Annotated in this window: 17 protein-coding genes and 1 rRNA gene; 10 read left to right on the plus strand and 8 right to left on the minus strand. The window is 43.0% G+C overall.

Translation table 11 applies throughout. The annotated features are described in order from the left end of the window. Positions 1-44: 44 nt before the first annotated feature. A 16S ribosomal RNA gene (locus AC5YCD_RS10590) occupies positions 45-1581 on the minus strand. A 464-nt stretch (positions 1582-2045) separates the two neighbouring features. Between AC5YCD_RS10590 and AC5YCD_RS10595 the strand changes: the two genes are divergently transcribed. The 5 genes from AC5YCD_RS10595 (at position 2046) to AC5YCD_RS10615 (ending at position 5956) form a co-directional block, all read left to right on the plus strand. Beyond that, entirely contained in the window at positions 2046-2918 is an 873-nt protein-coding gene (locus AC5YCD_RS10595; RefSeq protein ID WP_496130003.1) for an MlaA family lipoprotein, read from the plus strand. Between the two features lie 103 nt (positions 2919-3021). Further along, entirely contained in the window at positions 3022-3990 is a 969-nt protein-coding gene (gene gigA, locus AC5YCD_RS10600; RefSeq protein WP_496130004.1) for an RsbU family protein phosphatase GigA, read from the plus strand. Between the two features lie 113 nt (positions 3991-4103). Then, positions 4104-4619: an anti-anti-sigma factor GigB gene (gene gigB, locus AC5YCD_RS10605; protein WP_496130005.1), complete on the plus strand. Its 516-nt coding sequence runs from the start codon at positions 4104-4106 to the stop codon at positions 4617-4619. A gap of 12 nt (positions 4620-4631) precedes the next feature. Next, on the plus strand, positions 4632-5456 hold the full coding sequence (locus AC5YCD_RS10610) for a carbon-nitrogen hydrolase family protein (protein ID WP_496130006.1): 825 nt from the start codon (positions 4632-4634) through the stop codon (positions 5454-5456). Positions 5457-5563: 107 nt separating this feature from the next. After that, entirely contained in the window at positions 5564-5956 is a 393-nt protein-coding gene (locus AC5YCD_RS10615) for a DUF4951 domain-containing protein (protein WP_496130007.1), read from the plus strand. Here AC5YCD_RS10615 and gspE read toward each other — a convergent pair whose 3' ends face one another. Then, the gene (gspE, locus tag AC5YCD_RS10620) at positions 5957-7444 is read right to left on the minus strand and encodes a type II secretion system ATPase GspE (protein WP_496130008.1); all 1488 of its coding nucleotides are present in this window, start codon (positions 7442-7444) and stop codon (positions 5957-5959) included. It lies immediately after the preceding gene. Between the two features lie 88 nt (positions 7445-7532). Here gspE and AC5YCD_RS10625 point away from each other — a divergent pair, with 88 nt between their 5' ends. Further along, positions 7533-8339 carry a DUF432 domain-containing protein gene (locus AC5YCD_RS10625; RefSeq protein WP_496130009.1) on the plus strand — a complete coding sequence of 269 codons (807 nt, stop codon included), beginning with the start codon at positions 7533-7535 and terminating at the stop codon, positions 8337-8339. Positions 8340-8347: 8 nt separating this feature from the next. Continuing rightward, positions 8348-9271: a mechanosensitive ion channel family protein gene (locus AC5YCD_RS10630; RefSeq protein WP_496130010.1), complete on the plus strand. Its 924-nt coding sequence runs from the start codon at positions 8348-8350 to the stop codon at positions 9269-9271. A gap of 29 nt (positions 9272-9300) precedes the next feature. Here AC5YCD_RS10630 and AC5YCD_RS10635 read toward each other — a convergent pair whose 3' ends face one another. Then, positions 9301-11955: a DUF2339 domain-containing protein gene (locus AC5YCD_RS10635; protein ID WP_496130011.1), complete on the minus strand. Its 2655-nt coding sequence runs from the start codon at positions 11953-11955 to the stop codon at positions 9301-9303. Positions 11956-12065: 110 nt separating this feature from the next. On the opposite strand from AC5YCD_RS10635, the gene polA reads away from it, so the two are divergent. Further along, positions 12066-14822 (plus strand): DNA polymerase I, encoded by a 2757-nt coding sequence (gene polA / locus AC5YCD_RS10640; protein ID WP_496130012.1) that lies wholly within the window; start codon positions 12066-12068, stop codon positions 14820-14822. Between the two features lie 51 nt (positions 14823-14873). Here polA and AC5YCD_RS10645 read toward each other — a convergent pair whose 3' ends face one another. From AC5YCD_RS10645 to ppx, 5 genes are read right to left on the minus strand one after another with little or no spacing between them, the layout of a single operon-like run. Further along, positions 14874-15422, minus strand: coding sequence for a YggT family protein (locus AC5YCD_RS10645; RefSeq protein ID WP_496130013.1), 549 nt, complete (start codon positions 15420-15422; stop codon positions 14874-14876). A 25-nt stretch (positions 15423-15447) separates the two neighbouring features. Then, positions 15448-16278, minus strand: a complete 831-nt coding sequence (gene proC, locus AC5YCD_RS10650; RefSeq protein ID WP_496130014.1) for a pyrroline-5-carboxylate reductase — start codon at positions 16276-16278, stop codon at positions 15448-15450. A gap of 16 nt (positions 16279-16294) precedes the next feature. Further along, positions 16295-17638: a tRNA lysidine(34) synthetase TilS gene (gene tilS, locus AC5YCD_RS10655; protein ID WP_496130015.1), complete on the minus strand. Its 1344-nt coding sequence runs from the start codon at positions 17636-17638 to the stop codon at positions 16295-16297. Continuing rightward, positions 17575-18396, minus strand: a complete 822-nt coding sequence (locus AC5YCD_RS10660) for an acetyl-CoA carboxylase carboxyltransferase subunit alpha (protein ID WP_496130016.1) — start codon at positions 18394-18396, stop codon at positions 17575-17577. The genes tilS and AC5YCD_RS10660 overlap by 64 nt, the downstream gene beginning before the upstream one ends. Positions 18397-18429: 33 nt before the next feature. After that, positions 18430-19950: an exopolyphosphatase gene (ppx, locus tag AC5YCD_RS10665; RefSeq protein WP_496130017.1), complete on the minus strand. Its 1521-nt coding sequence runs from the start codon at positions 19948-19950 to the stop codon at positions 18430-18432. 263 nt (positions 19951-20213) lie between these two features. Between ppx and trxA the strand changes: the two genes are divergently transcribed. Continuing rightward, complete coding sequence (gene trxA, locus AC5YCD_RS10670; RefSeq protein ID WP_122900211.1) at positions 20214-20534, plus strand: thioredoxin; 321 nt, start codon at positions 20214-20216, stop codon at positions 20532-20534. Positions 20535-20878: 344 nt separating this feature from the next. Next, positions 20879-22147 (plus strand): transcription termination factor Rho, encoded by a 1269-nt coding sequence (gene rho, locus AC5YCD_RS10675; protein ID WP_004812998.1) that lies wholly within the window; start codon positions 20879-20881, stop codon positions 22145-22147. Positions 22148-22208: the final 61 nt, after the last annotated feature.

Here is a 22208-nt window from a genome sequence, read left to right on the forward strand (position 1 = left end):
AAGAACAACTTGTTGTGGATTCTTACCGGTCGCCAATCTTTCGTTAAGGAGGTGATCCAGCCGCAGGTTCCCCTACGGCTACCTTGTTACGACTTCACCCCAGTCATCGGCCACACCGTGGTAAGCGTCCTCCTTACGGTTAGACTACCTACTTCTGGTGCAACAAACTCCCATGGTGTGACGGGCGGTGTGTACAAGGCCCGGGAACGTATTCACCGCGGCATTCTGATCCGCGATTACTAGCGATTCCGACTTCATGGAGTCGAGTTGCAGACTCCAATCCGGACTACGATCGGCTTTTTGAGATTAGCATCCTCTCGCGAGGTAGCAACCCTTTGTACCGACCATTGTAGCACGTGTGTAGCCCTGGTCGTAAGGGCCATGATGACTTGACGTCGTCCCCGCCTTCCTCCAGTTTGTCACTGGCAGTATCCTTAAAGTTCCCACCCGAAGTGCTGGCAAATAAGGAAAAGGGTTGCGCTCGTTGCGGGACTTAACCCAACATCTCACGACACGAGCTGACGACAGCCATGCAGCACCTGTATCAGAGTTCCCGAAGGCACCAATCCATCTCTGGAAAGTTCTCTGTATGTCAAGACCAGGTAAGGTTCTTCGCGTTGCATCGAATTAAACCACATGCTCCACCGCTTGTGCGGGCCCCCGTCAATTCATTTGAGTTTTAGTCTTGCGACCGTACTCCCCAGGCGGTCTACTTATCGCGTTAGCTGCGCCACTAAAGCCTCAAAGGCCCCAACGGCTAGTAGACATCGTTTACGGCATGGACTACCAGGGTATCTAATCCTGTTTGCTCCCCATGCTTTCGTACCTCAGCGTCAGTATTAGGCCAGATGGCTGCCTTCGCCATCGGTATTCCTCCAGATCTCTACGCATTTCACCGCTACACCTGGAATTCTACCATCCTCTCCCATACTCTAGCTTCCCAGTATCGAATGCAATTCCTAAGTTAAGCTCAGGGATTTCACATCCGACTTAAAAAGCCGCCTACGCACGCTTTACGCCCAGTAAATCCGATTAACGCTCGCACCCTCTGTATTACCGCGGCTGCTGGCACAGAGTTAGCCGGTGCTTATTCTGCGAGTAACGTCCACTATCCTAGAGTATTAATCTAAGTAGCCTCCTCCTCGCTTAAAGTGCTTTACAACCAAAAGGCCTTCTTCACACACGCGGCATGGCTGGATCAGGCTTTCGCCCATTGTCCAATATTCCCCACTGCTGCCTCCCGTAGGAGTCTGGGCCGTGTCTCAGTCCCAGTGTGGCGGATCATCCTCTCAGACCCGCTACAGATCGTCGCCTTGGTAGGCCTTTACCCCACCAACTAGCTAATCCGACTTAGGCTCATCCATTAACGCAAGGTCCGAAGATCCCCTGCTTTCCCCCGTAGGGCGTATGCGGTATTAGCAGTCGTTTCCAACTGTTGTCCCCCATTAATGGGCAGATTCCTAAGCATTACTCACCCGTCCGCCGCTGAATCCAGTAGCAAGCTACCTTCATCCGCTCGACTTGCATGTGTTAAGCCTGCCGCCAGCGTTCAATCTGAGCCATGATCAAACTCTTCAGTTTAAAATCAATAGTGCCTATAGGGCACCAATCTTGGCTCATCAATTACTGACAAAAAATTTGCTCAAATAAACTTCGAGAAATTCTTACCAATTATCAATGAAAATATATTCGATTGATCAACCAGTAAAAATCCACACAAGTTGTTCTTCATAATCTCTTAATGATTTTCTTGATTCTTCGTCAGAAGCAAGTAGTCGGCTATATTACTCTTATTCCCACAAGAGTCAAGCGATTTATTTCAATCACCGCCGATGGATGGGCATTATAGACAAAGTGATGCATGTTGCAAGTCATTTAGTCTTTAAATACATGAAAAATGTTTTATTTGAATATTTTTTATACATTTTGCGCTTTTTTCTGTATTTTTTGATTAAATTTGCTTTAATAACCTTCTATATAACCGATACAACGCTGTGGCTTTGCCCGATTTACCTTGATAACAGATTAATCAATAAGGATTTTATATGCGTCATTGTTCTTATCTATGGATAGGTCTTGGCAGTTTACTACTGAGCTCAGCAAGTTTTGCCATGGAAAATCAAAAACCGCCTACCGCAAGCAGTGAAGTGTCTCGGCTAGAGAGCTTAAAACAATTAAAACAATTGCGTGTTGATCAATTTAAAGTCGATGCCAATGCTGCACAAAGCGAAGAGGTCAAAGATCCTTTACAACCTTTAAATCGGCAAATTTATGCTTTTAATGATGTGTTAGATCGTACTGTGCTACGTCCTGTTGCGGTAAGCTATAGTGAAAAGGTACCTGAACAAGTACGCGGCTCCTTAACCCAAGCACGAAAAAATCTAGATGAACCTTGGAATGCGGTCAATCAATTCGCACAGGCCAAACCTTTACGTGCCATTAAAACCCTCGGACGTTTTACCATTAACACCCTAACCACCTTAGGTTTTGCTGATCCAGCTAGTCGTCTTGGTTTAGATAGTGAAGATGAGAGTCTAGGCACAACTTTAGGTTTTTATGGCGTCCCATCTGGTCCTTACTTGGTTTTACCTGTAATGGGACCAAGTACACTACGCGATGGTTTAGGTAATATTGTTGACAGCCAAGCACGACCACAAAAATATATGCTTGATGATCATGATGGCTTATATTGGGGTGAAATCGCATGGCGTGGTGTAGATACCCGTGCGCGCCTACTGGATTTAGATGGTGTATTACAAGGTGATAAATATGCAGCCATGCGTGACATTTACCTACAACGAAAGAGCTTTGAAATTGCGCAAAAACGTGATGCCGATGCTGCTGCTATCAGCTTTATTGATGATGAATTTGATGATTCAGTCGATCTAGATGAAGAAAAGCTTGAAATCAATCCGTAAATTTTAAAAAGTTTTACAAAAATTGCAGCATCATTGAATTGATGCTGCAATTGATTGCTATAGTAGTTCAACTCACTGTTATTCAGGATCATACACAGTCTTTATGTATTTCATTCAACCGACTCGCGATATCGCTTATTTAGATCAGGTCTTAGATACGCTACCCAGTGTACAAATGATTCGCATAGAAGACATTCACTTGTATGACCCTACCATTGTCGCGATTGCGGATGTGCAGGATTATTTGACCCATAAATGGAGCTTGCCGACGATTGTGCTGGCCTTTGATCAAGAAGGTAGTGCTTTATCACAAGCTTGGGAACAAGGTGCACTTGCCGGTTGGATTTGGAATCGCTTGCCTGAAAACCCTCAAGCTGCACTACTGCGTATTGATGCTAAATATAAGCGCAACCAAGATAGTCGTGATTTACCTTCCGCAGCTGAATTACAAAAACGCTTATTGCCTAATCCTATTGAATTGCAAAACTATCAAGTTGAAACCTTATTTAAGCCCTCAGCGTATTTATCAGGCGATTGGTACGACTATTGGAAAATCAGTGACAAAGAGATTATGTTCTATTTGGCGGATGTCTCAGGTCATGGCGTGACCAGTTCTTTACTGACCTCGTGGATGGCTGCTTTTCATGGACGTTCTAAAACGCCACGTGAGCTACTCAAAAAACTCAATGGCATGTTGGTGCAAGAAAATATTGAAAAACATATCACCATGCTGGCAGGAATTTTAAACCTAGAAACCCATCAAATTCGTTGGTCAAGCGCAGGACATTATCCACCTGCGATTATTTTTGAGAAAGATCAACCACCTAAAGTGTTAAATACAAGCAGTTTTCCATTGGGTTTAACTGAAGATTTAGAGGTTGAAGAGTTTGAATGCACTTTAAATCGCGACGCGCGGTTCATTATTTGTTCAGATGGTGCGCTTGAACCATTCACAGGCGGCTTAAGCGAACAATTTGAACAATTGGTATTTCATTTGCAAAATCAATCATTTCAAGCACCAGAACATGTTGCGGATGATATTGCCATCTTAAGTTTAAGACGCATGAAATAAAATATTTATCAAATAGTTACAATACTTACAAAGCTTATACGACTCATCCATACTTGAGTTATGCCTACCGCCTATGGGATAATTTTCTATCCTTCTCTGCAAATGGCATTTATATGTCAACAGGTCATGTTGAATACGCAAGTTTAGACGGAACGCATATTTTTAAGCTTATTGGCGAAGTGCGTGCCCAATCTTGCATCAGTCTCGATAAACTTCTCAATAAATTAGAACAGCATGAAAATGTTGTGGGTGCGATTGTTGATTTAACTCAAACCACTTTTATTGATAGCACTGTACTGGGTGTCTTGGCGAAACTGGGGCTTAAGCTCAAGCAAATCCACCAAATTCAAGCTGTGATGCTGTCGACCAATCCAGATATCACTACTTTAGCCAATAGTATGGGCCTAGGTCAGGTCTTTGTGATTTTAAATTACTGTGGTGATCCGCAAGTCTGTACCCGCGCTTTGGTTGAAGATAATATTACCCATCGCAATATGCTGACTACTGTACTCGATGCGCATAAGACCTTAATGAAACTCAACGAAAATAATCAAAATATGTTTGAGCCACTGGTTAAACAACTTGAAAAAGAACAACAAAATTTAGAACAATCAAATCAAAATGTATAAAATGGAGTAGCCATGACTTTTCTTTCTGTTGCACAAATGAACTCCCAAGATGATATTGAAGCTAATTTCAACGTCATTGAACAATTGATGCAGCAGAGTCAAGCAGCCGGCGCATCGTTGATTGTCTTTCCAGAAAACTTCGTCTGTTTTGCAGGTGGCAAACAACGCCAAACCGCAGAGCAGTTTGAAGTGATTCAAGCACGCCTAGAACAGCTCGCCCATCGTTACAATCTCTGGATTGTGGCGGGTACCTTACCCTGCCCATATCGTCCAGATGGTTCAATCATTCAAGATGGACGAGTACGCACTGTGAGCTTATGTATTAGCCCAGAAAAAACTGAAGCGCGTTATGACAAAATTCATTTGTTTGATGTTCAAGTGGGAGATGCAGTCGGTGGCTATCAAGAATCCAAATATTTTGAACCCGGTACAGATGTGGTGGTTGCGAAGACTCCATTTGGTAGTATTGGCCTCATGGTGTGTTATGACTTACGCTTTCCAGAACTTGCACTGCAATTGCGTCAGCAAGGTGCTCATATTTTAACTGCACCTGCGGCTTTTACCTACACCACCGGTCAAATGCACTGGCAACTATTACTGCAAGCACGCGCAATGGATAGTCAATGCCAAGTCCTAGGTGCAGCGCAGCAAGGTTGGCATGGTGAAAAACGCCAAACTTGGGGGCATACAGCTGCAACTCATTCACGTGGGCATGTTTTAGCTTTAATTGATGAAAACGGTGCAGGCCTAATTACTGTACCTTTTGATTTAGCCGAACAAGCCAAGATTCGTGAATCAATGCCTCTGATGCAGCACCGTGTTTTAGTCAATTATTAATTCTAATTTTGCGATACAAAAACAGCGCTTGCTAGAACCAATCTACCAGCGCTGTTTTTTATGGTGAATTTTTCTATAATCAAAGATTATTTGTTTAGGTTATTCCAATGCTAAAACTGGCTTTGATTACGGCAGCTTTGCTCGCCTTTTCTCCTTTGACTCAAGCTGAACTGACGATTTCTGAAAAAGTCCGTCCTGCGCTTAAATCATTGGTGAATCCTGCCTACCAACGTATGCCAATTCCCTCTACCCCCAATAACATTAACCTACCGAGTTTTGGTCAAGGAATTATTGGTTGGGGCACAGGCCCAGATGGTGCAGAAGCACGCTTAAATAATATAAGCGCAGCCGATGTAGCACAGATGAAAATCCAAGGCGTGACTTTAAATATGGCAAAGGCATGGCAAGCCTTTTATGAAAATGAAACCTTGCGCAATCCTGGCAACCCAACTGCACCGTTTCGTGCCCAGCTTATGCAGAAGATTGTCAGCCTTTGGTAATCACTCACTTGCTGCATTGGTGACACGTAATACCTCTTCTAAGGTGGTTTTACCCTGTAACACTTTGTTTAAGCCATCATTACGGATCGAGCCTGCCGACTGGCGGGCATACTGTTCTAGCTCAAATTCTGCGGCATTGCCATGGATAAGACGGCGCATTTGATCATCTACAGGCACAATTTCATAAATCGCAGTACGACCACTAAAACCGGTGTGTCCACAGTATTCACAACCTTTTGGATGAGGGAGCTGTAAGGCGTCTTGCGCTTGAACATCAGCAAAGACTTGTCGCTCAAACTCATCCGCTGCGCGCCACGTCACACAGTGATGACACAAGGTACGCACCAAACGCTGGGCAATCACCCCAATTAAAGAACTCGACAATAAAAATGGTTCAATGCCCATATCTTTTAAACGGGTCACCGCACCAATTGCGGTATTGGTATGCAAGGTAGACAAGACCAAATGACCGGTTAAGGATGCCTGTACCGCAATTTCAGCAGTTTCTAAATCACGAATTTCACCCACCATCACCACATCTGGATCTTGACGTAGCATGGCTTTTAGAGCGCGAGCAAAGGTCATATCCACTTTGGTGTTGACTTGGGTCTGACCAATGCCTTCGAGTTGATACTCAATCGGATCTTCAGCAGTTAAAATATTACGTGAACCATCATTAAGATCTGCAAGCGCCGCATACAGCGTGGTGGTTTTACCTGAACCAGTTGGGCCCGTCACTAAAATAATGCCATGCGGACGATGCACCAAAGTGCTTAAACGTGTGTAGTCCTCGTGCATGAGACCCAAATGACTCATATTCAGACGACCGGCTTGTTTATCCAATAAACGCATTACCACGCGTTCACCATGACTCGATGGCAAGGTCGAAACACGCACATCTACTTCACGTCCAGCCAAACGTAACGAAATACGACCATCTTGCGGCACACGTTTTTCGGCAATATCTAAGCGTGCCATGACTTTAATCCGTGACACCAACAGCGGGGCGAGTTCACGGCGCGGCTGGACAATCTCTCGCAATTGTCCATCGACGCGTAATCGTACCGAGAGTTTTTTCTCAAAAGATTCAATATGAATATCTGAAGCACCGACCCGAATCGCCTCAGACAGCAAGGCATTAATCAGACGCACAATCGGCGCATCATCTTCTTGATCCATCAAATCTTCAGCTTCAGGTACAGAATCGGCTAAAGACAATAAATCAGGATGATCTTCTAAACCTGCGGCAACCTGCTGCGATTCATTACTATCACCCGCAAAACTTATACTGAGTAATTGGCTAAATTGTTGTTCGTCATATAGTTCATGCTGAGCAGGCACGCCCAAAATACGTCTTGCTTCTTGAATGGCAAGTAAAGGCGTATGTTCACGGCGCACGATAATCGGCTGATCACCCGCATAACGAATTAAAATGGCATGCCGTTTAGCAAAACTATAAGGAATTTGTACATGTTTTAATGGCTGCATCACAAATTATCATGATGAAAAAAATTGTTTTGAGTGTACTCTAAGCACATGACAACGTGAAGTCAGTTTTTTGCGGACTAGGATATTAATGCACTCTAATGCCTTGAGCCCGATTGCCAAATGGTGGGGCGAATATAGTTTTGAGATTGGTCAGGCACGTGCTTGGCAATTTGGTTCTTTGCTGCTGCGTTTAACGCGTGGTTTACAGGAGTGGCGCTTAGAATATCATCGCCCACAAGTGCAATATGATTATGAACAGCAGTGGCACCCGATAGAGGATCCCGCTTTTGCTTTTCCACAGCCAGTCCATATCGAACGCTATATGTTTAAAAGCACACATGGTACTGTACAGTTGATGCCGCGTTTAGCCAATCGTTCTGTAGTAATTAAACCCGTTGATCCCATTTATATTCCCGCCAGTCAACGCGGTACTTTATATATTAGTACCCCACTTTGGATTGCAGGTTTTGTCGAAGGACAACGCGAACCCTTGTTTGATATTCCCGTGATTTTGCCTAAAGATACTTGGTTTGGTCCAAATCCACGCTTAGGTGAGATTTGTTATGCCACGTCTGTGGATGGCCGTACTGAACTCAATCAACTCAAACCGCGTTCATTTCGTGCCATTACCCCCATTGAATTTCATAACACCAGTAATCAGCAATTACGCTTTGACCGGATGAACGTACCCGTGACCGCCCTACCACTGTTTTTTAGTGAAAGTACCGGCCGTTTATGGACCTCGCAAATTCGCGTCAATCATGAAGGCTTAGATCGACCACCCCGTATTCGTATTGAAAACCGCACCCCGATTCATGCCGGAGAAGTCACCTATCTACAACCGCCACGCGAATCAGGCAGCGTGTTGTTTAATATGTTTGATTCATTCTTCTAGGGATTGTTATGTCAGATTCAAAAATTGTCGATGGTGTATTTAGCAGTCTCACCGGTACCTTTTCCGGTTGGAAGAGCGAACGCATCATTGAAATTATTATTGCCGTTGTCATTATTATCTTAGGCTTCTTTATTGCCCGATTGGTGTCCAATACCTTTATTCGCACCGTAGGCACCAAGTTTAATGCCCATCAAAGTTTGGTCTGGCGACGCGGGATTTTCTACAGTATTTTCTTGCTGTTTATGATCGCAGGCTTAAAAGAAGCCGGTTTTAAACTCAGTGTATTTTTAGGTGCGGCGGGGATTTTAACCGTTGCTTTAGGTTTTGCTTCACAAACCTCAGCCAGCAACTTAATTAGTGGTATGTTTCTAATTGGCGAAGGCTCGTTTGAAGTCGGTGATACCATTCAAATTACCCTGATTCGTGGTCATACCATTGAAGGTGAAGTAATTTCAATTGATTTACTCTCAGTCAAACTCCTTACTCAAGACAATGTTTATGTACGCTTACCCAACGAACAACTGATTCGCGCCCCAGTACAAAACTTATCTAAATTTCCTATCCGACGCATTCCAATTACCCTTGCCATCAACTTTGATGAAGACATCATTAAAGTGCGTCGGGTTTTATTAGATGTGGCACAAAAATATCCCTTGGTATTGGCTGATCCTAAACCCGCAGTAACTGTGACTTCCTTTGGTGAATCTTCGATTGAAATATTGTTTGCAGTGTGGTGTCAGCGTGAAAACTTTTTAAAAGTTAAAGATGAGCTGCATGAGCGTATTCGTAATGGTTTCGTGGATAATCAAATTGAGATTCCTGTACCCAAAATGGGCTTTGTTGATCGCCCTATTCCATCTGCTCCAACACAGCAGATGGACATAGATGAATATGCCCATAAACAAGACATACAACGTGAGCCTAAGCTTTAACACCTCGCCCAACTTAAGGTTGGGCTTTTTTAGCTGTGCTGTTCAGGCATTGGTGCAATATAAGCAATAATTAACATCAGTAAACCTGCGCCTAAAAATGACAATACTCGACTTAGGGTGCCAATATTTGCTAAATCAAATAAAGCTAATTTCAAGCTCACCAATAGCAATACACTCGCCCCGAGTATCCACACACTCTTGAGCTGCTTGCGACTCGCAAATTGCATCGTGATAAAGGCTAAAATGACCCACAGTAAGGTTAAGCTCATTTGTACTGTGGCATCTTGCCAAATGGCAATGCTGTTATAGGGCGTATCTAGATAAACATGTAAGGCACGCAATAAAATATAACTACTTAGCCACAGCACACCCAATACCCCACATACACCGAGTAAACCACGTTCCAAGCCAGATTTTTGCTGCTGTAGCAGTATCCAAATAAAGTTGGTGAGCATCGCGATACTTACTGCATCAAAGGGGTTAATCACAGGTGCAACATAAGCATCAAAACTTTCTTGGGCAAATAATTGCGAACTGAGTATCCATATCGCCATGACCACCAGGCTACTACGCGCTTGCCACCACTGTGACCAGAGTGCCTTTTGCTTGTAGCAGTACAGCGCAAAAACCAGTGGTAAAATCACCATACTCACAAAGGGCATATGCGGCAGTAAACTGCTACTGGCCAAAGCCAAACTGATTAAAGTCGTCAGACTGACCCATTCACGATCGTCATAAATGGCCTGTAATGGGCGGATACACACCGCACTCAGCAATATGAGTGCGGTAAAAAATAAGCCTTGCTCTAAGCCATTTTCCCATATGATTTGACCATGCTTTACATGGCCAAGCAGCAACCAAAAGGCATAAGTAAAAATTGGTAATAAGCCAATCCATTTAGGTAAAGCCCATGTCCATGTGGCGCGGCGATTAATTAGCCCTTCATTGATAAGCAGATAAACTAAACCAACTATGCTTAGCGTGATCACGCCTTGCAATGCCCCCTCTAAGGCATCTAATAACAATACCTGGAGCAAAATGACCGCCACAAACATTAAGCCACTTAAGAATATTACATCTAAGGTTGCAAGCTGCTGACGATAGTGTTGAGTACTATTGCTGATCACCACAACCGCTATAAACAGCAGCGCTAATACCCAATAGATATGACTGGCAAAATGGTCTAGATCAACTAAATAATAAGCCGCGCTAGCGCCTGCAAGCATCAGCAATGCCATAGCCACATAACGGCTAATAGCAGATTGGCGCTGTAAGGCCAATACAAACACCGCTGTACCCAGTACAGACCAGCCTACGACACTCCATTCCTTAGGCAGTAAAATCGCAGGGATAAATGCTATAAACAGCAGTGCTAGGCTAAAGTAACTGTGCTTAATCCAACTCATTTGCTGCTGACGTTTGGCAATAAAATATAAAATTCCGTATAGCAGCGCATAAGCTGCACTCAGCAAGGCTTGCGTTTTGATTTGTTCAAAATAAATTAAATACAACGCGCCATAAGCAAAGAGCGGTGCGCCAAATAACAAACCTAAATCAAGCGTCGGTTTTAAAGCAAAGCCCTGCACATCTTGCTGAGATAACAACTGACTAAAACGAAAAGCCAACCAAATAAACACCAGACTATGCAGCACTACATATAGTGCAATTAACTCTTGTTGGCTGTCTTGTCCAAACCAAAATACATAGGCGCCGCCAACCCACAACGTGACTAAAAAACCCACTTGATTGAGCGCTTTCCATGCGCGCCAAGTCCCAAGCCATGCAATAGCCATATTCACAACCAAATAGTAGGCTAAAAATTCTGCAGCAGTTGCTTCACGAACGGGCAAAGTAAACGGCGCCGCATAAGCAATCAACATCGCCATAAAGGCCAGCTCAATACTGTTTTGTTTTAAGCTTAAATAAATACTGACAGCCATTAAGGCTGCAAAGGCTAAACTGGCCACAACAAAGCTTGGCAAAATTTGATTGTAATAACTAAAAAATAAATCCAAACATAAGATTGCCAGCCCCAACCCTTGTAAAGCCAAGGCAAAGCTACGGTTTTTGTTGCTTAAACACAGCCCCAATAGCGTAATTGCTGTGGCAATAACCGCGAGAACTGATAATTTTAAGGTTAAGCTGATTTGCCAATATTCTGTCGCAAAGCGCAATAATAGAATAATGCCAACTATTAAAATCAGCATAGCCCCTTTAAGCACAGGGTTGCCCTGTAATAGCCATGTCATGATACTCTGCGGCAGCGAGGAGCGACTATCACTAGGTACAGGCACTGAATTAAATCTTGGTAGGGCTACTGACTCCTCTAACGATTCAGGCTGTTGTTGCAGTAAGCCAGTGATTTTTCGTTCTAACTGTTGCAACCAACTCAGTAAAAAATAAATCCACAAACTTAATGCCAAAGCAAATAGCCAAGACCACTGCAACACAGCGGCAACTACCGCAACCACTGAACATAAATACAAAGGCACACGTGAACGTGCAGGCGCTTGTGGCTCAGTTTGAGTCGCTAAAGCATTGACATATTGCATAATACTCATGACAAAGGCTAAGCCACATAACACACTGATCACCTGATGTTTAAAGACAAACCACGCAGAAAATCCTAAGATCAGCAAGCCAAGTAACCACATCATGCGCAGTTCAGATTGCTTATGGGTCATTGTTTTGTTCTCAAGTGTTTTAATGATGATACAACAGCCAATAGGATGTTGAATGGCATATGCTAAAATCAACAACAATACTATTGATGCAAAAAATTAGGATTCCTCGCATGCCACCATTTGTATTGGTCGATGGCTCATACTTTTTATTTCGTGCCTTTCACGCCCTCCCACCATTAACCACCTCCACAGGCTTGCATACCAATGCGGTGCGCGGTGCAATTTCTGCCATTCAAAAATTGATGCGTCGTACTCAGCCTACCCATATGGCGGTGATCTTTGATACCTCAGAGCCAACTTTCCGCCATCATTTATCACCCATTTATAAAGGTGACCGCCCAAGTATGCCAAGCGAACTTGCAGAGCAAATTCCGTATTTGCATGCCTTGATTCGTGCTTTAGGCATTCCATTACACTTTTTAGCCGGTGCCGAAGCTGACGATATTATTGGCACATTGGCCAAGCGTGCAGAAGCTTTAGGTCATCAAGTGTTAATTTCAACTGGTGATAAAGACATGGCGCAATTGGTCACGGAAAAAGTTACTTTAGAAGACAGCTTTAAAGAACGTCCTATGGATATTCAAGCGGTATTTGATAAGTTTGGTGTGTGGCCGCATCAAATTATCGATTACCTCACTTTAATGGGTGATGCATCTGACGGTATTATGGGTGTACCAGGGGTTGGTGCTAAAACTGCAGCGAAACTGTTAACCGAATACGGATCAATTGGCGGTATTTTAGAAAACGTCGATAAGATCAAAGGTAAAGTCGGTCAAAATATCAAAGACAGCGTTGAAGGCATTACCCTTGACCATCAATTGGCCAGTATTGTTTGCGACCTAGATTTAAACTTTGGTTATGAGGATCTTAAACTGCAAGAACCCAATGTAGACGAATTGCGCCGTTTATATACCGAGCTTGAATTCCGTAACCAATTACAGTCTTTAGACCATCCCAATAATCCCAACAGCCCACAATATAAAAAGATTAATCAAGCTTTAGATACTCAGCCGCAAAGCGTAGAGGTTATACAACAAGCTGCGCAAACGAGTACAGATGATCAACTTGGTCAAGCCAAATACCATACTGTACTGAGTCAAGCCGATTGGGACAATCTATGGGCGCGTTTAAACACTGCAACGCGTTTTGCTTTTGATACCGAAACCACCAGCCTTGATTATCGCGTGGCGGAAATTGTTGGTTTTTCAGTGGCTTTTGATGCAAGCGATGCCTACTACGTCCCATTAGCCCATGATTACGACGGTGCACCTGAACAACTTAATCGTGAGCAAATCCTCGCGCAAATCAAACCAATTCTAGAAAATCCTAATATTGATAAAATTGGTCATCACCTCAAATACGACGCGCATGTGTTAGAAAACCATGGTATTCATTTACAAGGTTGGTATTTTGATACCATGCTGGCCTCTTATGTTTTAAATTCTGTGGCGACACGGCATGGTATGGATGATGTCGCGCGGGTCTATTTAAGTCACTTTACCACTACATTTGAGCAAATCGCTGGCAAAGGTGCTAAGCAAAAAACCTTTAATCAAATTGAGATTGAAACAGCTGCCCACTATGCCGCAGAAGATGCGCATGTGACCTATCGTCTTTATGAAGTGCTCGATGAAAAGCTTAAAGCCATTCCTGAACTAAGCAATATTTTGCATCATATTGAAATGCCTACCGCGCGTGTTTTAAGCGTAATGGAAGAAAATGGCATTCAGCTTGATTTAGCTTTTTTAGAGCAGTTAGGTAATGATTTTGCCACTGCCATTGCAGCGTTAGAGCAAAAGATCACTGAAATTGCTGGTGAAAGCTTTAATGTCAGCTCACCGAAACAAGTCGGTGAAGTACTGTTTGAAAAATTGGGCTTAAAAGGTGGTAAAAAAACCTCGACGGGTCAATACAGCACCAGTGAAAGTATTTTAGAGAAAATTGAGCATCCAATCGCGGAATTGATTTTAGAATATCGCGGCTTAACTAAACTCAAAAGCACCTACACCGATGGTTTAATTAAACAAGCCAACGATGCAAGTGCCCGTGTGCATACCAGTTACCATCAAGCGTTAACCGCAACAGGTCGTTTATCTTCGACTGATCCGAACTTACAAAATATTCCAGTCCGTGAGCAAATCGGCCGTCAAATTCGTAAAGCCTTTGTGGCACCTGAAGGTCGTGTGTTACTCGCAGCCGATTACTCACAAATTGAACTGCGTTTAATGGCACATTTTTCGCAAGATGATGCCTTAGTCGACGCCTTTAACCATAATCAAGATGTGCATCGTCGTACTGCGGCAGAAGTATTGGGCATTGCTTTAGACGATGTGAGCAATGACCAACGTCGTCAAGCCAAAGCAGTGAACTTTGGTCTGCTGTATGGTATGTCGGAATTTGGTTTAACCCGTCAGCTCGGTTTTAGCCGCCAAGAATCACAAGAGTATATTAAAAAGTACTTTAACCGTTATCCAGGTATTTACGAATATATGCAGCGCACCCGCCAAGTGGCTTTAGAGCAAGGCTTTATTGAAACTATTAGCGGTCGTCGTTTATATACGCCTGATATTGATGCACGTAATATGATGGTACGTAAAGCCGCAGAACGTGCTGCCATTAATGCACCTTTACAAGGCTCAGCAGCAGATATCATTAAAATGGCGATGATTGAAGTGGATAAAATCTTACCGAAGGATCAAGCTAAATTATTACTACAAGTACACGATGAATTGGTCTTTGAAGTAGATCAAGATATTGCCGATCAACTCGCTGAGCAATTACGTGACGTCATGCAATCTGTTGTTCAACTCTCTGTACCTTTAATTGTGGAAGTTGGGAAGGGTCAAAACTGGGACCAAGCACACTAAAACGTTAAAAACAAAAAAGGACGCCACGGCGTCCTTTTTTTGAAGCTTTATTTATACAATTGAGCTGAGCATCATTTCAGCAATATATAAGGTAAAGAATGCCAAAATAGGCGATAAATCAATCATCCCCATATTAGGCATAATCTTACGAAACGGTGCTAACATCGGTTCGGCCAACTCTTGAATCAGATCAATATAAGGCGAGCGGGTTTGGCTAAACATTTGAATCCAACTACAAATAATGTAAGCAAAGAGTAAATATTTTAAAATTGAAACCAATGAATGCAACATAGACAACACAGTGCTGATAATAAAGTAACCTGCCCCACCTGTTGGCTGCGCATTTAAGTATTTAAAGCCAAAGACCTTTAGAAAATACAACAATACGGTGAGCACCAGTGCTGCTAAATTGACACGACCACCTGCAATTGTTGGCAAAATACGCCCAAACACATCCACAATTTTAGTGGCTTTGGCCGTTGACTGTACCACGGGGTTATAGGCATTTACCCCAGCCAGTTGCATTAAAAAGCGGAAGAACACCAATAAAATCGCGACATTAATAATAATGTCAAAAAATAGCGCAGAGGTTGCACCCATACTTAAACTTTCCTAAATAAAAAACTTATTTACTGCTTTCGCTTAACTCTTGCGCCAACTCTTGGCTACGGGTTTTGGCTGCTGCCAATGCCGCTTGAATATTTTGTGAAATATGCGCACGATCAAACACTTCAATTGCAGCTTGCGTTGTACCATTAGGTGAAGTGACATTTTTACGTAATTGTGCTGGCGTACTGGCACTGGTAATCGCCATTTGTGCTGCACCGAGTGCAGTCTGTAGAGTCAGCTCAGTGGCAGTTTTTTCATCCAAACCTAAGTTTTTGCCTGCACGAATCATACTTTCCATCATATAGAAAAAGTATGCAGGACCCGAACCTGATACTGCCGTCACCGCATCAATTTGCGACTCAGTTGTTACCCAAATAGTTAAACCAGTAGCCGCCAGAACTTGACTGGCTAAATGTCGATCTGCCTGATTGACAACATCAGTGGCAAATAACCCATGCGCCCCAGTTTGAACTAAAGCTGGGGTATTTGGCATGACTCGTACAACGCGCTGTGTATCTAAAAGATTTGCAATCGTTGCAACTTCTGCCCCTGCCACAATTGAAATCACCAGCTTATCTGCAAATAAACCTTTCAATGGTTTAAGCACTTGAGCAAGTACTTGGGGTTTGACAGCAAATACTACAATGTCGGCATTTAAAATTGCTGCAGCATTATCGGTGGTCACTTGTACTTTTTTTTCTGCCAGTAAGTCACGCACAGCTTCTACTGGGTCAGACACTGTAATACGCGTCGGCGCTAAACCACGAGCAATCAAGCCACCAATTAAGGCTTGAGCCATATTTCCGCCACCAATAAAACTAATATTACAATCTAAAACAGCACTCATGATTTTTTGCTCAAGGTTAATGATCAATCAATAACTTGGGTTGCCAGCCATTGCTTTGACAATAGATTGACTCGGCAAGCCAAAATCCTTTTGGGGTAAAAACGCCTAGCATAACATCATCTTTGCTTAATATTTGTATCTGATGGCGTTGCCAAGGAAAAATTTGCGCCTCCTGAATCGCTTTTTTTAACGGCCAGCGCCCCACTCTTCCATACAGATGGATCTTCTCGCCGCCTACACGCGGGCTTAACATCAGTTTTTGACCCAATAGTTTTGGGTCTAAGCCAAGTGACGCTGTTTGAAGAGCAAATTGCCCTGCGGCAACTTGAATTGTTTGTTGCTCATCAAGCTGTAAAATTTCCGTAGAAATCGGATGTTGCTGTGCCAAATAATCAGCTTTACTAACCTTATACAGCACATTTTGATAACGTAAATAATAGAATCCAGCATGATGCAGCGCCGCTTGCGCGTCAGTTTTAGCGGCAATGACTTCTGTTTGAATACGTTCCACCATAGCCAGACTTGGACGATATTGTGCCTCACCCTTGATCCAATTAGAGAGCAACTGGCGTTGCCTTGCTTTTGATAACTGTAACAGCTGAGGGATCTGTAAGTGCTGGGCATTGCCACACATTTGTAAATCTTGCGCTGCAACTTCTGCCAAAATATCAGCAGCATCTTGCATTAAATAACTGTTACGACTCACGGCTTGCTGCATTTTAGGAAAACGCGAGTTTAACAGCGGCCATAAGGTTTCACGGCACCAAGCACGGTCATAGTGGGTATCAAAGTTGGTTGGATCCTGAATAAAGGCAATGTTGTCTTGCTCAACCCAAACTGCGATTTGCTCACGTGATATATCTAAGAATGGTCGCCAGATCTTGAAGCCATCACGCTGATCCAAAGCCGACATGGCACTTAAACCACCCACGCCACTACCTGAAAATAAATTCAGCAACACAGTTTCGGCTTGATCTTGTTGATGATGCGCCAAGACTAAAATTTCGTTAGGCAAAATATGCTGCCTAAAGGCTTGATAACGAGCAATTCGTGCTTGGTTTTCTAGATTACCCTCTTGCACGTCTACATTGACCACCAGACAAGGAATGCTTAGTTTTTCGCATTCTGCGCGCACAAAATCACCCCAACTGGCACTTAAGTCTTGCAGCTGGTGATTAATATAAATGGCGCGGATTTTTTCAGGAAATACAGCAGACATCACCTGTAGCAGCAACATGGAGTCCATGCCGCCACTACACGCGATTAAAAAGCTTGACTCAGCATAAGGCCAAGTGGTTAAGAGGCGAGACCTAAGTTGTTGCTGCCAAACTTCATTAAACGTTGGTAACGTGCTTCGCATCGCTCTTCGGCACTCATTGGTTGTAATTCAGCTAAAGCTTGCTTTAACACATCTTTAAGCGCGTACATCACATTTTCAGGATCTAAATGCGCACCTTCACCTTCGTCAACCACGTACTCAACAATACCAATTTTTTGTAGTTTTTCTGCAGTTAAGGCTAAAGCTTCGCTGGCTTGTTCTGCCTTTTCAGCCGTCTTCCATAAAATAGACGCACAGCCTTCAGGTGAAATCACAGAATAAATACTATGCGACAGCATAATCACGCGATCCGCAACACCAATACCTAAAGCGCCGCCTGAGCCACCTTCACCAAGCACTGTTGCAACAACAGGCACTTTAAGGCTTGAAAGCTGTGCTAAACTTGAAGCAATCGCTTCTGCTTGACCACGCTCTTCTGCACCTACCCCTGGGTATGCGCCCATCGTATCAATAAAGGTAAATACCGGTAAGTTAAAGCGCTCTGCCATATCCAGCAAACGCTGTGATTTACGGTAGCCTTCAGGATTACACATCCCAAAGTTATGTTGTAGTTTTTCACGTGTACTACGACCACGGTGCTGACCAATCACCATCACAGGTTGACCGTCTAAGCGGGCTAAACCACCAATCATGGCACCATCATCACCAAATAAACGGTCGCCATGCAACGCGTCAAATTCAGTGAAGATTTCACCAACATAATCCAAGAATTGCGGACGCTCCGGATGACGTGCAATTTGAACCGTTGTCCATGCTTTAGATACAGCTTTATTTTTCATAGGTCGACCATTATCCCTTAATTAACCCGTTCGTTAATCGATAAATTGTTCCGACTGAATATTCAATTCAATATCCCAATGCTTAAATTGCACTTGTTCATCATGTAACTCGGCAACGAGCAGAGGCCATTGTTTGGCATCACCAGAAACGCTAAGTTGCCATTGTTGCGCATTGATCACCTGTAATTCAATGGCAGGAAGCATCTCATCGCTACGACTGTGGTTGAGCAAAACTGCAAGGCGAAGTAATAGACATAAGTAGATGAGTTTTTGCCCACCTACGCGTAAAACGTCAACTTTAGCTTCACTCCGTAGTTTACGGCGATGATGTGCGACCAAATGAGAGAGATAATTTTGGTCAATTTGTGAGAAGCCGGCAATATCAGAGTGTTGCAAAAGATATGCGCTATGACGGTGATAACCACTGTGACTAATGGCCAGACCAATTTCGTGTAAATACGCGGCACGGCGCAGTAAATCACTGTCGTCTACAGTTAAATTTAAGGCTGGCGCAACACTTTCAAATAGATGCTGTGCGGTCGCCACTACACGTTCAGCTTGTTTAGGGTCGGCATTGTAACGCCCCATTAAAGCATGTACCGAACGATCGCGAATATCTTCATGTTGGAAACGACCCAGCAAGTCATACATCACGCCTTCACGTAATGCACCATCCGAATAAACCAGCTTATCAATGTTTAATACATCAAAAACTGCATATAAAATGGCAATACCGGCTGGCAAAACTGCTCGACGATCTTCTTTTAGGCCATCAAGTTCTATGTCAGACACGTGCTTATATTTAAGCATTTTGTCTTTGATTTTTTCTAAGCCTTCACGGGTCAGTTCTTGTTTTTCATTACTCCACCCCATATTCACACAAATCTGACGACAGGCTTTGATGGTACCACTTGAACCGACCACCGTATCCCAACCTGAGTCTTTATAAGTATTGACCAAACCTGACACTTCTTTACGAGCCGCTGTCATGGCACGTTCAAATGCTTTTTGACTAATTTCACCATCAGCAAAGTAAGCCTTGGTAAATGCTACACAGCCCATTTGTACCGATTCGGTATGAATCGGTTCAAACTCTTCACCAATAATCAGCTCAGTCGAACCACCACCAATATCAATCACCAAGCGACGACCACTATTTTCCATGGTATGTGAAACGCCTAAATAAATTAAACGCGCCTCTTCACGACCCGCAATAATTTCAATCGGCTTTGGTAAAATTTCAGCGGCTTTTTGAATAAATTCATGTCCGTTTTTCGCTTGGCGCAGTGCATTGGTCGCCACAATACGTAAACGATTGGGCTGTACTGAACCTAAACGACCAACAAAACGCGCCAAACAAGCTAAACCACGTTGCTGGGCAGCTTCAGTTAGGTTCTTATTTTCATCAAGACCAGCAGCTAACTGAACCTTTTCTGACATTGAGGCAACTTTTTTTACTTCGCCATGATCAACACGCGCAATCGCCAAATGAAAGCTGTTCGATCCCATATCGATGGCAGCAAGCAACTCTTCATCAATCAAAAAGTCTGACATTATTTAAACAAATCCTTGCAGAATTGCCCCCTAGATTAATTCACATATATGCAATTTAAAAGCCATTTGTGCACTGATTTTTCTAAGATTGCTTTTTTAGCCGCTTGGTTAATTGTGTTACACGATGAATACCATCGTGATCATCCATTAGACAAACTCCATCGAAAGCCACAAAATTTAAATATTCCCCTACATTGTTACAGATGGCTATGTAATACTAATAATTATAGAGCTATCTTAAAAAATCATCTGGAGCCAAATCCATGTCTATCGTAAATACCACTGAAGCAACTTTCGCGGCTGACGTTTTAGAGTCTGATGTACCTGTTCTTGTTGACTTCTGGGCGGGCTGGTGTGCGCCATGTAAAGCCATTGCACCTGTACTTGAAGTACTTGCAACTGAATACGAAGGTAAAGTGAAAATTGTTAAAGTTGACGTAACACAATTACAATCTGTTGCTGCAGACTATAACATTCGTAACATCCCTGCTTTGCTTATGTTCAAAAATGGTGAAGTTGTCGGTACTCAAGTGGGTGCTGCACCAAAATCAAAATTAGCTGCTTTCATTGACGAAAACATCTAACTCGAACATCTGATCTATTCACCTCGTCTAGATCATGATCTTAAAAATACGTTGTGCTTATGCAACGTATTTTTTTGACTGCTAAATTGACAAAGTCTAGTTTCTCTTCTATATTGCATGTTCAAGAAATAAAGGATGTCAATCCTGTCATTTTCTTACAAGACACAACACATAACATGCCGCTCGGCAACAGCAATTGTTTTTACACAATTCTGAAACAATCGTTCCAAATTTTGAATTGTTGCTGTACAAAACAATGACGTGCATCTCTTGTCCGTTTGCGCTCGTATGTTGCTTCCTTTCTTACACTTTATCCTAGAATTTTACATTCTATCTGACCACCTATGAATTTAACAGAACTCAAGAAAAAACCGATTGGCGAACTCATCAAGATTGCCGAATTTATGGGCCTTGAAGGAATGGCACGTAATCGCAAGCAAGATATTATTTTTGCGATTTTAAAGCGCCACGCAATGAATGGTGAAGAAATCTTTGGTGACGGCGTTCTCGAAATTCTGTCAGATGGTTTCGGCTTTTTACGTTCAGCTGCGGGTTCTTATCTTGCCGGCCCAGATGACATCTACGTAAGCCCATCGCAAATCCGTCGTTTTAACTTACGTACGGGCGATACAATTACAGGCACCATTCGCCCACCAAAAGAAGGTGAACGTTATTTTGCCTTACTCAAAGTGAATCAAATTAACTATGACACGCCTGAAAACTCACGCAACAAAATTTTGTTTGAAAACCTAACGCCGCTTTTCCCAACCGAGCAATTGGTAATGGAATTGGGTAACGGTACCACTGAAGATTTAACTGCGCGTGTGGTTGACTTAGTCGCTCCGATTGGTAAAGGTCAACGTTCTATTATTGTTGCACCGCCTAAAGCGGGTAAAACCATGTTATTACAAAACATCGCGCAGTCGATTGTGCGTAATAACCCTGAATGTTTCTTAATTGTGCTTTTAATTGACGAACGTCCTGAAGAAGTTACCGAAATGGAACGTACCGTTCGCGGTGAAGTGATTGCCTCAACCTTTGATGAATCGCCTGCGCGTCACGTGCAAGTGGCTGAAATGGTGATTGAAAAAGCCAAGCGTTTAGTTGAACACAAAAAAGACGTGGTGATTTTACTTGACTCGATCACTCGTTTAGCACGTGCCTACAACACCGTGATTCCTTCATCAGGTAAAGTCTTAACCGGTGGTGTGGATGCCCATGCCCTAGAACGTCCAAAACGTTTTTTTGGTGCAGCCCGTAACATCGAAGAAGGCGGTTCACTTACCATCATTTCAACTGCTTTAATCGAAACAGGCAGTAAAATGGATGAAGTGATTTACGAGGAATTTAAAGGTACAGGTAACCAAGAAATTACCCTTGATCGTCGTATTGCAGAAAAACGTGTTTTCCCTGCGATGAACATCAAGAAATCAGGTACACGCCGTGAAGAACGTTTAATGTCTGAAGACAATCTACGTAAAGTTTGGATTTTACGTAAATTATTACATACCCAAGATGAACTTGCTGCTATGGAATTCTTGCTTGATCGTATGAAAGAAACCAAAACCAATGATGATTTCTTTGATCAAATGAAACGTAAAGCTAGCAACTAATTAAGGCTTGCTTTACGGTTTAAATAAAAGGCTGTCTCTAACGACAGCCTTTTATTTTGGT

This window comes from Acinetobacter sp. CY05 (assembly GCF_059515805.1).